The following is an 11,208-nucleotide window of genomic DNA, read 5'->3' as shown; positions in this document are numbered from 1 at the left end:
GGCGGTTGCCTTCATGGCGCTGGACCCTCCTCGTCGGGGCACTCCGGAGACGGGCGTGCCTGCTTTCCGAGTGAACCCGGGTGGTGCCGAGGCGTCAACGGGCGCACAGAAGTGGGGGTGCACCAACTGTGTGCGCCCCCACCTCCGGTGCTGCCGCTTCCGTCACCGCTCACCCGCCGTCCGGCGGGCCGGGGTCACTCGCCGAGGGCGGCCGGCTCGTTGGTGGCGAGGAAGTCGCCGATGTGCTCGCCGGTCACCAGGAACACCACGCGCTTGGCCACCGACACCGCGTGGTCGGCGAACCGCTCGTAGTACCGGCCGACCAGCGTGACGTCGACGGCGGTCTCGATGCCGTGCTGCCAGCGGTCGTCCAGCAGGTGCGAGAAGAGCTCGCGGTGCAGCGCGTCGATCGCGTCGTCGTCCTGCTCCAGCTCCAGCGCCTTGTCGACGTCCTTGGTGGCGATCACCAGGCCCGCCTTGGCGACCAGGCGCTGCGCGAGCTGCCCCATCTCCAGCACGATCGGGTGCAGGTCGTTGGGGACGGCGGTGTCCGGGAAGCGCAGCCGGGCCACCTTGGCGACGTGCCGGGCGAGGTCGCCGCAGCGCTCCAGGTCGGCGCTCATCCGCAGCGAGGTGACGACGATCCGCAGGTCGGTGGCGACCGGCTGCTGGCGGGCCAGCAGGTCGATCGCCCGGTTCTCCAGGTCGTGGTGCAGGCTGTTGACCTTGTCGTCGGCGGCGATCACGCTCTCCGCCAGCGCCAGGTCCGCGTCGAGCAGCGCGGTGGTCGCCCGGCCCATGGCCGAACCGACCAGCCGGGCCATCTCGATCAGTCCGTCGCTGATCGAGTCGAGTTCCTCGTGGTACGCGTCGCGCATGCTCTCTCCTCCTGGCCGTCGGCGCCGGGTGCGGCGCCGACCGGTCCATCAGTAGCTGTGTCGGTGGCGGTGCCGACCGGATGTCCCGGGCCGGGTCCCCCTCGGGAGCCGGGACGTCCGCTGCTGGTGGCGCGAATGGTAGCCGCGTCACCGCCCACACGGGCTTGCATTGCCCAGACTGATCCGTTCGGGCGACTGCCCACGGCCGGTGTGGTGAATCACCGGCAGCTTGAAGGTGAATTCTCGGCAACGCGGGGCCGATGCCTTGATCGCACCCGTACGGGACCGGCCCGGCATGCGCTTACGCTGGCCGTATGGACGTGAATGTGGCCGCCGCCGCAGCCTGCGCCATAGCCGGGCTCGGCGTCGGCCTCACGGCCGCCATCGCCTTCCGTTGGAGTGAGCGCGAGCAGGCGAAGGGCAGCAACGGCGGCAGGACCAGCAGCAGGACGGGCCCGGGTGGGCCGCCGCACCAGGAACCCGCCCTGCCGCCGGGCGTGGACACCGTGCTCTCGGTGCTCCGCTCCTGCGCGATCGTGCTCGGCGAGGGCGACGAGGTGGTCAAGGCCAGCTCCGCCGCGTACGCGATGGGCCTGGTCAGGGGCGGTGCGATGGCCGTCGACCCGATGCTGTCGCTGGCCCGGGCGACCCGCCGGGACGGCGAGATCCGCCAGGTCGAGCTGGAACTGCCCCGCCCCGGCGCGGCCCGCGCCGCCGAACCGCTGGCGGTCTCGGTCCGGGTCGCCCCGCTCGGCTCCCGGCTGGTCCTGGTGCTGGTCGAGGACCTCACCGACCGCCGCCGGATCGAAGCGATCCGGCGGGACTTCGTCGCCAACGTGTCGCACGAGCTGAAGACCCCGGTGGGCGCGCTGTCGCTGCTCTCCGAGGCCGTCGCGGACGCCTCCGACGACCCGGAGGCCGTCCAGCGGTTCGCCGGCCGGATGCAGATCGAGGCGACCAGGCTGGCCAGCCTGGTCCAGGAGATCATCGACCTCTCCCGGGTCCAGGACGACCGCATCCTGGCCGACCCCGAACCCGTCCCGGTGGACGAGCTGATCGCCGAGGCGATCGACCGCTGCCGCCAGCCCGCCGCCGCCAAGCAGATCCTGATCGCGGCCGGCGGCACCGGCGACCTCTACCTCGACGGCAACCGCGGCCAGCTGGCCGCCGCACTCGGCAACCTGGTCGAGAACGCCGTCAACTACAGCCCGCCCCGCACCCGCGTGGCCATCGCTACCCGCCGGATCTCCAGCGCCGCCGCGCTGGGCGAGGCGGACGGCGAACTGATCGAGATCTCGGTGACCGACCAGGGCATCGGGATCTCGGAGAAGGACCGAGAGCGGATCTTCGAACGGTTCTACCGGGTCGACCCCGCCCGCTCCCGCGCCACCGGCGGCACCGGTCTCGGCCTCTCGATCGTCAAGCACGTGGCCGCCTCCCACCGCGGCACCGTGTCGGTCTGGAGCGTCGAGGGCCAGGGCTCGACCTTCACCCTGCGGCTCCCGGCCGGCCAGGCGCCGGACCGCACCCCCTCATCCGAACCCCGTTCCGACGCGACCGCGTCGGACTCCCTTCCTGCCCCGGAGGCCCGATCGTGACCCGAGTACTGGTGGTCGAGGACGAGGAGTCGTTCAGCGACGCCCTCTCGTACATGCTCCGCAAGGAGGGCTTCGAGGTGGCCGTGGCCGCCACCGGACCCGACGCGCTGGAGCAGTTCGAGCGCAACGGCGCCGACCTGGTGCTGCTCGACCTGATGCTCCCCGGCCTGCCCGGCACCGAGGTCTGCCGCCAGCTGCGGGTCCGCTCCAACGTGCCGGTGATCATGGTCACCGCCAAGGACAGCGAGATCGACAAGGTCGTCGGGCTGGAGATAGGGGCCGACGACTACGTGACCAAGCCCTACTCCACCCGCGAGCTGGTCGCCCGGATCCGCGCGGTGCTGCGCCGCCGCGGCGAGGACGGCAACGGCGACGGCGGCGGCGCCACCCCCGGCGCGCTGGAAGCCGGCCCGGTCCGGATGGACGTCGACCGCCACGTGGTGACCGTGGACGGCGCCAAGGTGGACCTCCCGCTCAAGGAGTTCGACCTGCTGGAGATGCTGCTGCGCAACGCCGGCCGGGTGCTCACCCGGATGCAGCTGATCGACCGGGTCTGGGGCGCCGACTACGTCGGTGACACCAAGACCCTGGACGTCCACGTGAAGCGCCTGCGCGCCAAGATCGAGCCGGACCCGGGCGCGCCCCGCTACCTGGTCACGGTCCGCGGCCTGGGCTACAAGTTCGAGCCGTAGACCGCACCGGTACCCGCGCACACCGAGAGGGCCCCCGCCACGGCGGGGGCCCTCTCGGGCGTCAGGCGCCCGGCCGGCCCGGAGGCCGGCCGGCGGTGCTCAGTGACCGGCGAGCGGGCTGCCGGAGGCCGAACCGGAGGGGACGGCCGCACCGGTGGCGGGGGCCGAGCCGGACGGGGAGCCGGACGGCGTGCCGGTGATCGTGGCGGACGGCGACGGGGAGGCCGAAGCGGCGGCGGACGGCGAGGCGCTGGAGGAGGGGGAGGCGGACGGGCCGGCCTCCGCCTTCGGGCCGAACGCGGCGTACTGGCCGACGGCCGGCAGCACCGCGGCCTCGGTGCCGACCTGGCCGGCCCGGCCGAAGACGAAGCCGGTCGGGGCGAAGCCGCCGACGCTCACCTTGACCGAGGCCACGTGGGCCGACGGCTGGTCCGGCCCGCCGAGCAGCACGGCGCCGCCCGCCGGGATGACGATCTCGGAGAGCTGGGCGCCCTTGGCGTCGGTGAAGGTCGCGGTCATGTTGTCCCCGACGGTGATCGACTTCAGCGTCTCGGGCGTGGTGCCGGAGTTGCTGATGTTCGCCGTCACGTTGGCCGGGCCCGCACCCGCGCCCTCGGCGGCGGCCCGCGGCAGCGTCACCACCACGATGTTGTTGAGCCGCAGGTAGTCCCCGAGCGAGGTGGCCGCGTTGTCCGGCTTGATCTCCAGGGTGTCCGGCGTGTTCCCGGCGGCGCAGGCCGACAGCGGGACGATCGCGGCGAGGACGAGGGCGGCGATGGCGCCGCGTCGAAGGCTCCGGCTCACGGCGGCGACTTCTCCTTGGGTGGGATCACGGTGGATGTGGATCACGGTCTGTGGTCAGCGCTCAGACTACCCACCGCAGTTATCCGGTTCTCACGGGGTGGCCCCGTGTCGCGTCCCGGTCCTGCCGGGGGCCGCCCGACGGGCCGTCTCCGGGCGTGTCCCGAGGACCCGTGCCGTGCCCCGCCCGGGGACGTGTCGCAGGTCACTGTCGGGGTGCCGCCCGGAAGGCGGCAAAAACTCAAGATCAAACCATGGTTTCGGGAGTGTTGCCAGGGGTTTCGCCGAGCTCTCGGAACGCCTCCCACCTGCGGGAAGCCGCCCTCGAACACCGGTCGCAGCATGCGATGGGGGTGATTGTCAAGCCCCGAGACCCGCCCTGACCTGCGAAAACGCCCTTCGGGTCGGCAGAAAAGCGTGTTATTCTGGAAAGCCACGGAAGGGGTCCTGTCACATGACGTTCAAGGTTGGCGACACGGTGGTCTACCCCCATCACGGGGCTGCGCTGATCGAGGCCATCGAAACTCGCCAGATCAAAGGTGTGGACAAGACCTACCTGGTGCTGAAGGTGCAGCAGGGAGATCTGACGCTGCGCGTGCCCGCCGAGAACGCGGAGTTCGTCGGCGTGCGAGACGTGGTCGGTCAGGAAGGTCTCGACCGGGTCTTCGAGGTGCTGCGTGCACCGTACACCGAGGAGCCCACGAACTGGTCCCGCCGCTACAAGGCGAACCTCGAGAAGCTTGCCTCGGGTGACGTCATCAAGGTCGCCGAGGTCGTCCGCGACCTGTGGCGTCGCGAGCGCGAGCGCGGCCTGTCGGCCGGCGAGAAGCGGATGCTCGCCAAGGCTCGGCAGATCCTGGTCAGCGAGCTCGCGCTGGCCGAGAACACCAACGAGGACAAGGCGGAGACGCTGCTCGACGAGGTGCTCGCCTCCTAAGGGCGGCCTCGTTCCACAGCACTTCTGCATGCCACGGCGCCCGATGCCGCTGTGCCACCACGGACTCGCAGTCGTCCAGGTGGTGCAACAGCACCTCGGGCGCTTCGGCATGTCCGCGGACAGCCGCCACTGCGGGGCGGTGGTCCACTAACGTGCAGCCGGAAGAGGGTCGTGCCGGGCGCCCGATGCGTACGGCAGGGCCATACCCACTGCGACTGAGGAGCGAAACCTGAACGCCACAGCACACCTCGCGGCGGCGGTGGTCCCCGCCGCGGGACGGGGCGAGCGGCTGGGCCCCGGAGCCCCGAAGGCCCTGCGCGAACTCGGCGGCGTGCCGCTGCTCGTGCACGCCGTACGGGCGCTGGCCCGCAGCCGGGCGGTCGGCCTGGTGGTGGTCGCGGCCCCGCCCGGCGGGGTGGCCGAGGTCGCCGCGCTGCTCGACAGCCACGGCCTGGACGGCAAGGACGTCCGGGTGGTGGCCGGCGGCGCCAGCCGGCAGGAGTCGGTCCGGCTCGGCCTGGCGGCGATCCCGGCGGAGACCGAGGTCGTGCTGGTGCACGACGCCGCCCGTCCGCTGGTACCGGTCGAGGTGGTCGACGCGGTGGCCGCGGCCGTCCGGGCCGGGGCCGGGGCCGTGGTGCCGGCCGTCCCGCTGGCCGACACCGTCAAGCGGGTCGAACCGCGGCCCGCCGGCTCCCCCGAACCGGTGCTGGACACGCCCGACCGGTCCACCCTGCGCGCGGTGCAGACCCCGCAGGGCTTCCTGCGCGCGACCCTGCACGAGGTGCACGAGAAGGCGCTGGCCGAGGAGGCCGGGGGCTCGCCGCCGCTGGTCACCGATGACGCCGGGCTGGTCGAGCACTACGGCGGCCGGGTGGTCGTGGTGCCCGGGCACGAGGAGGCGTTCAAGGTGACCCGCCCGCTGGACCTCGTCCTGGCCGAGGCCGTACTCGCCCGAAGGAGGGCCTCCGATGGCTTCTGAGCAGACGGCTTCTGAGCAGAGGGCTTCTGAGGAGAGGGGTTCCGGGCCGACGGCTCCCGAGCAGGCTTCCGACCGGACGGCGCCCGCCGCGCCCGTGATCCCGCTGGTCGGCATCGGCACCGATGTGCACGCCTTCGAAGCGGGCCGGCCGCTGCGGGTGGCGGGCCTGGACTGGCCCGGCTCCGAGTTCGGCCTGGCCGGGCACTCGGACGCCGACGTCGCCGCGCACGCCGCCTGCGACGCGCTGTTCTCCGCCGCCGGCCTCGGTGACCTCGGGGCGCACTTCGGCACCGACCGGCCCGAGTGGGCCGGCGCGGCCGGGGTCACCCTGCTCGCGGAGGCGGCCCGGATCGTCCGGGAGGCCGGCTTCACCATCGGCAACGTGGCGATCCAGGTGATCGGCGTCCGACCGAAGATCGGCAAGCGGCGGGCGGAGGCCCAGGCCGTGCTCTCGGCCGCGGTCGGCGCACCGGTGTCGGTCTCCGGCACCACCACCGACGGCCTGGGCCTGACCGGGCGGGCCGAGGGGCTGGCCGCACTGGCCACCGCCCTGGTGTACCGGGCGCCCTGAGCCGCCCGCGCGGCGGCGGCCGCCCGGCCGCCGGGGTGTCTCACCGGCGCGGGGCGCCACCGGATCGGTAGCTTGGCCGGGTACCAGTTGGCTCGTCACCGAGAAGAGGTCCTGATGGGTGCAGCACTTCCCGACCGCGCGAAGGAACTGCTCGACGGCAAGAGTTTCGCCGTGGTCTCCACGATCCAGCCCGACGGCAGCCCGCAGTCCTCGGTGGTCTGGGTGAAGCGGGACGGCGACGAGGTGCTCTTCTCGACCGTCCAGGGCCGCCGCAAGCACCTCAACCTGGTCCGTGACCCGCGGATCACCCTGGTGCTCAACCCGCCGGACCACCCGTACACCTACGCCGAGCTCCGCGGCGAGGTGGAGATGACCACGGAGGGCGGCCGGGAGCTGATCGACGAGCTGTCCCGCAAGTACCGCGGCGAGGACTACGGGTTCGACGGCCCCGAGGACGTGCGGGTGGTCGTCCGGCTGGCCCCGCGCAAGGTGGTCGGCAACCTCTGAGACCGACGGGGGCCCGGCGGCACCGCTGCCGGGCCCCTGGCCTGCGGGTTCGCCGGTCCACCCGGGCACGCGCCCGGGCCGTCGGTGTCCGTACGGCCACTCCGGGTGGCGGCCGGTCCCGCACCGCGGACGGCCCGGACCGGCATGAACCTGGCGGCGGCCCGCGCGAAAGGTGGCGGGGCACCCCCCGTCGCCCACTACGCTTGACGCTGTGAGCCTTCGCCTGTACGACACCAGCACCCGCCAGGTACGCGACTTCGTCCCGCTTGTACCGGGTTGTGTCTCGATGTACCTGTGTGGCGCGACCGTCCAGGCGGCCCCGCACATCGGACACATCCGGTCCAACCTCAACTTCGACGTGATGCGCCGCTGGTTCGGCTACCGCGGCTACCAGGTCACGTTCGTGCGCAACGTCACCGACATCGACGACAAGGTGATCGCCAAGGAGCGCGAGCTCGGCACCCCGTGGTGGGAGATCGCCTACACCAACGAGCGCGCCTTCAACGACGGTTACGCCGCGCTCGGCTGCCTGCCCCCGTCGGTGGAGCCCCGGGCGACCGGACACGTCCCCGAGATGATCGAGATGATGCAGGCGCTCATCGCCAACGGGCACGCCTACGAGTCCGAGGGCAACGTCTACTTCGCCGTCACCACCTACCCCGACTACCTGGCGCTCTCCAACCAGGAGTTGGAGAACCTCCGGCAGCCGGAGAGCACGGGCGAGACCGGCAAGCGCGACCCGCGCGACTTCGCGATGTGGAAGCGCGCCAAGGAGGGCGAGCCCAGCTGGGCCACCCCCTGGGGCCGCGGGCGGCCGGGCTGGCACCTGGAGTGCTCGGCGATGGCGCACAAGTACCTCGGCGCGGCCTTCGACATCCACGGCGGCGGGCTGGACCTGATCTTCCCGCACCACGAGAACGAGATCGCCCAGTCCAAGGCGTTCGGCGACGACTTCGCCAACTTCTGGGTGCACAACGCCTGGGTCACCATGTCCGGCGAGAAGATGAGCAAGTCGCTCGGCAACTCGGTGCTGATCTCCGAGATGGTGCAGCGCTGGCGGCCGATCGTGCTCCGCTACTACCTGGCCGGCCCGCACTACCGCTCGATGATCGAGTACAGCGAGGAGTCGGTGCGGGAGGCCGAGACCGGGTTCGCCCGGATCGAGGGCTTCATCCAGCGGGCCGTGGAGAGCTGCGGCCCGGTCGACGCCGCCCCCGAGGTGCCGCTGTCCTTCGCCGAGGCGATGGACGACGACCTGGGCGTGCCGCAGGCCCTCGCGGTGGTGCACACCGCCGTCCGCCAGGGCAACAGCGCGCTCACGGCGGGCGACAAGGAGAGCGCGGTGGCGCGGCTCGCCGAGGTCCGTGCGATGCTCGGAGTACTGGGTCTGGACCCGCTCGACGAGCAGTGGTCCGGCGCGGAACGCGGCGACGACCTGCGCGGGGTGGTCGACTCGCTGGTCCAGCTGGTCCTGGAGCAGCGCCAGGCGGCCCGCGCCCGTAAGGACTTCGCCACCTCGGACGCCATCCGGGACCAGCTCACCAAGGCCGGTCTGGCGATCGAGGACACCCCGTCCGGCTCGCGCTGGACCCTCAACAACCAGTAACCCCGTACCCGTCGGGGTGAGGGTGGGCCGCACCGGCGCCGGTGCGGCCCACCGTATGACGCAGAAGAGACAGGAAGTACAGCCATGGCCGGCAACAGCCAGCGCAGGAACCGCCGCAACCCCACTTCCAAGAAGGGCGCGAGTGTCGGTACCGGCGGCCACAGCCGGAAGGCACTCCAGGGCAAGGGCCCGACCCCGCCCGGCGAGGCCCGCAAGGGCCACCCGAAGCAGCGCGCCGCCAACGCGGCGCTCAAGCGCGAGCGCGACGCCAAGTCCCGGGCCGGCATGCGCCGGGCCGGTGCCGGTGCCCGCGGCGGCCGCGGCGGTGCCGGCGCCGCCGAGCTGGTGGTCGGCCGCAACTCGGTGGTCGAGGCGCTGAAGGGCGGGGTGCCCGCCACCGCGCTCTACGTCATGCAGTTCATCGAGACCGACGACCGGGTCCGCGAGGCCTTCCAGGCCGCCAACGACCGCGGCGTCCCGCTGATGGAGGCCCCGCGCGCGCAGCTGGAGCAGATGACCGGCGGCCTCAACCACCAGGGCCTGGTGCTCCAGGTCCCGCCGTACGAGTACGCGCACCCGGACGACCTGCTCGCGGACGCCGCCGACAACGGCGAGCCCGCGCTGGTGATGGCGCTGGACGGGGTCACCGACTCCCGCAACCTCGGTGCCGTGGTCCGCTCCGCCGCCGCCTTCGGGGCGCACGGCGTGGTCATCCCCGAGCGCCGCGCGGCCGGCATGACCGCCGGCGCCTGGAAGACCTCCTCCGGTGCGGCCGCCCGGCTGCCCGTCGCCCGGGCCACCAACCTGACCCGGGCCCTGGAGGCGTACCAGAAGGCCGGTCTGATGGTGGTCGGCCTGGCTGCCGACGGCGAGGCCGAGATCGGCGACCTGGAGCTGCTGACCGGTCCCGTGGTGATCGTGGCGGGCTCCGAGGGCAAGGGCCTGTCCCGGCTGGTCGCGGAGACCTGCGACATCCGGGTGCGGATCCCGATGCCGGGTGAGACCGAGTCGCTGAACGCCGGTGTCGCGGCGGGCATCGTGCTCTACGAGGCCGCCCGGCTGCGGGCCAAGAGCGCCTGAGAGCCGCTCGCGCGCCCTGAGGCGTACGCCTCGGGGCCGTCGTGACCGTCTCTGACGGTTGTTTGGAACTGAACCGATCGGGTCCTATCGGGCCCGGTCGGTTTTCTCATGATCACTTCAAAGCGGGGCCCGGAATCCACCCGGGAGAGTGTCCTAAGGGGCCGTCACCCGGTTAGAGGGGTGTGGACACCAGAACACCTCGGCGCCCCGGGCAGGGCGGCACGGCGGGAATAGACTCCGGGCCCGCCCTCAACACGGTCAAGGTGCCGTCCGACCCGGCGAAGCTCAGCAGCACCCAGGCCAGCTTCCGGGTCAGACTGGTCACCCCGGTTGATCCGCTGATCGACGCCCCCGCCGGAGCGGCCTTCGGCGACCCGTACGGCATGCAGAGCGGCGGCAACCCCTACAGCAACCCGTACCGGGCGGCCGGCCTCGGCACCCGCCCCATGGTCACCCCGCAGGTCGTGCTGCCCAACACCGAGGTGCCGGCCCTGGTCGGCATCGGCGCCACCCCACGGCGCAAGGCGCGGGTCACGGCCGTCACCTGGAGCGGCCAGGCCGCGCCCGGCGACCTGGCCGCCACCCGGCTGCTGGAGGCCGTCCGGCTCAGCACCGTCCCGGCGCCCGCCGGGGCGCCCGCCGGCGACGACACCCAGCAGCTCCCGCACGTCCCCTCGTACGGCCATGCGGTGCCCAGGCAGCCCGGCTCGCCGGGATCGGGCGGCCCGTCCGCCGCCCCCGCCTCCACGACGGCCGGGCAGCCCGCCTGGAGCCCGCACGGAGAGCTGCCGGCGGTCTCCGCCGCCGGCGCCGCCGAGGCCAGGCACCTGCGCGAGCCCGGCCGCCGGGTCGACCTCGGGCTGGTCCTGCTGCCGCTGCGGGTGGTGCTCGGCTCGCTGTCCGGCTACGCCGGGTTCAGCAAGCTCTGCGATCCGGTGTACTTCGACGGCGGTGACCGCGGGTCGATGATGCGCTGGCTCTCGGCCCTGCACCCGTGGAAGGCCGCCGCGCCGCTGCTCGACTTCGCCATGGCGCACCCGGTCGGCTCCGGCCTGGCGGTGGCGTTCACCGAGATCGTGGTCGGCGTGCTGACCATCCTCGGCCTCTGGCAGCGGCTGGCGGCCGGAGCGGCGATGCTGCTCTCCGCGGCGCTGCTGTTCACCGTCAGCTGGCGGGCGGTGCCGGTCTACGACACCCCGGACCTGATCTTCCTCGCGGCCTGGAGCCCGCTGCTGATCGCCGGGGCGCCGTTCGGCTCGCTGGACGGCCGGATCGCCCTGAACGCCTGGCGGCGGTACGGCTCCGAGGCGCCCGCGGCGCTGCGGCGGCGGGTGCTGCGGCGCGGCGCGGTGGTCACCGCGGTGGTGGTCGGACTCACCCTGCTGATCGGCTCGATGCTCGGCGCGGCCGTCCGCACCGGACGCGAGCAGCAGGCCCCGGTCAGCCCGCCGACCGACTTCGGCTCCCCGATGTGGCCCGGCAACAGCGCCCCCGCCACCCCCTCGCCCTCGCACAGCCCGACCCCCACACCCTCCCCGTCCCGCCCGGCGGGCTCC

At 73.0% G+C, this 11,208-nt stretch carries 11 protein-coding genes; 9 read left to right on the top strand and 2 right to left on the bottom strand.

The genetic code is table 11. The features are described from left to right. Positions 1-194: 194 nt before the first annotated feature. The gene (gene phoU, locus AA75_RS39960; RefSeq protein ID WP_033825388.1) at positions 195-878 is read right to left on the bottom strand and encodes a phosphate signaling complex protein PhoU; all 684 of its coding nucleotides are present in this window, start codon (positions 876-878) and stop codon (positions 195-197) included. Between the two features lie 314 nt (positions 879-1,192). On the opposite strand from phoU, the gene AA75_RS39955 reads away from it, so the two are divergent. Both AA75_RS39955 and AA75_RS39950 read left to right on the top strand, forming a co-directional pair. Then, positions 1,193-2,476, top strand: coding sequence for a cell wall metabolism sensor histidine kinase WalK (locus AA75_RS39955; protein ID WP_033825387.1), 1,284 nt, complete (start codon positions 1,193-1,195; stop codon positions 2,474-2,476). Then, positions 2,473-3,168 (top strand): response regulator transcription factor, encoded by a 696-nt coding sequence (locus tag AA75_RS39950; protein WP_033825386.1) that lies wholly within the window; start codon positions 2,473-2,475, stop codon positions 3,166-3,168. The genes AA75_RS39955 and AA75_RS39950 overlap by 4 nt, the downstream gene beginning before the upstream one ends. 99 nt (positions 3,169-3,267) lie before the next feature. Here AA75_RS39950 and AA75_RS39945 read toward each other — a convergent pair whose 3' ends face one another. Then, a complete protein-coding gene (locus tag AA75_RS39945) occupies positions 3,268-3,972 on the bottom strand; it encodes a hypothetical protein (protein WP_033825385.1) in 705 nt (234 codons plus the stop codon). A gap of 451 nt (positions 3,973-4,423) precedes the next feature. Between AA75_RS39945 and AA75_RS39940 the strand changes: the two genes are divergently transcribed. From AA75_RS39940 to AA75_RS39910, 7 genes are all read left to right on the top strand, one after another. Further along, entirely contained in the window at positions 4,424-4,906 is a 483-nt protein-coding gene (locus tag AA75_RS39940) for a CarD family transcriptional regulator (RefSeq protein ID WP_014136563.1), read from the top strand. A gap of 229 nt (positions 4,907-5,135) precedes the next feature. After that, entirely contained in the window at positions 5,136-5,888 is a 753-nt protein-coding gene (ispD, locus tag AA75_RS39935) for a 2-C-methyl-D-erythritol 4-phosphate cytidylyltransferase (protein WP_033825384.1), read from the top strand. Further along, the gene (gene ispF, locus AA75_RS39930) at positions 5,878-6,459 is read left to right on the top strand and encodes a 2-C-methyl-D-erythritol 2,4-cyclodiphosphate synthase (RefSeq protein ID WP_082527189.1); all 582 of its coding nucleotides are present in this window, start codon (positions 5,878-5,880) and stop codon (positions 6,457-6,459) included. The genes ispD and ispF overlap by 11 nt, the downstream gene beginning before the upstream one ends. A gap of 114 nt (positions 6,460-6,573) precedes the next feature. Continuing rightward, complete coding sequence (locus AA75_RS39925; RefSeq protein WP_033825382.1) at positions 6,574-6,966, top strand: PPOX class F420-dependent oxidoreductase; 393 nt, start codon at positions 6,574-6,576, stop codon at positions 6,964-6,966. A gap of 211 nt (positions 6,967-7,177) precedes the next feature. Then, positions 7,178-8,572 (top strand): cysteine--tRNA ligase, encoded by a 1,395-nt coding sequence (gene cysS / locus AA75_RS39920; protein ID WP_033825381.1) that lies wholly within the window; start codon positions 7,178-7,180, stop codon positions 8,570-8,572. Between the two features lie 84 nt (positions 8,573-8,656). Further along, positions 8,657-9,652, top strand: coding sequence for a 23S rRNA (guanosine(2251)-2'-O)-methyltransferase RlmB (gene rlmB / locus AA75_RS39915; protein ID WP_033825380.1), 996 nt, complete (start codon positions 8,657-8,659; stop codon positions 9,650-9,652). Between the two features lie 182 nt (positions 9,653-9,834). Beyond that, a partial coding sequence (locus AA75_RS39910) for a DoxX family membrane protein (protein ID WP_149038658.1) occupies positions 9,835-11,208 on the top strand: 1,374 nt, incomplete at its 3' end.

The sequence above is a fragment of the Kitasatospora sp. MBT63 genome (assembly GCF_000710465.2).
Taxonomy (GTDB): domain Bacteria; phylum Actinomycetota; class Actinomycetes; order Streptomycetales; family Streptomycetaceae; genus Kitasatospora.
This window is presented reverse-complemented; position numbering and strand designations above follow the sequence as displayed.

Coding starts and splice junctions, on each gene's coding strand:
- phoU (WP_033825388.1), bottom strand. CDS start 878: ATGCGCGACGCGTACCACGAGGAACTCGACTCGATCAGCGACGGACTG.
- AA75_RS39955 (WP_033825387.1), top strand. CDS start 1,193: ATGGACGTGAATGTGGCCGCCGCCGCAGCCTGCGCCATAGCCGGGCTC.
- AA75_RS39940 (WP_014136563.1), top strand. CDS start 4,424: ATGACGTTCAAGGTTGGCGACACGGTGGTCTACCCCCATCACGGGGCT.
- ispF (WP_082527189.1), top strand. CDS start 5,878: ATGGCTTCTGAGCAGACGGCTTCTGAGCAGAGGGCTTCTGAGGAGAGG.
- AA75_RS39925 (WP_033825382.1), top strand. CDS start 6,574: ATGGGTGCAGCACTTCCCGACCGCGCGAAGGAACTGCTCGACGGCAAG.
- rlmB (WP_033825380.1), top strand. CDS start 8,657: ATGGCCGGCAACAGCCAGCGCAGGAACCGCCGCAACCCCACTTCCAAG.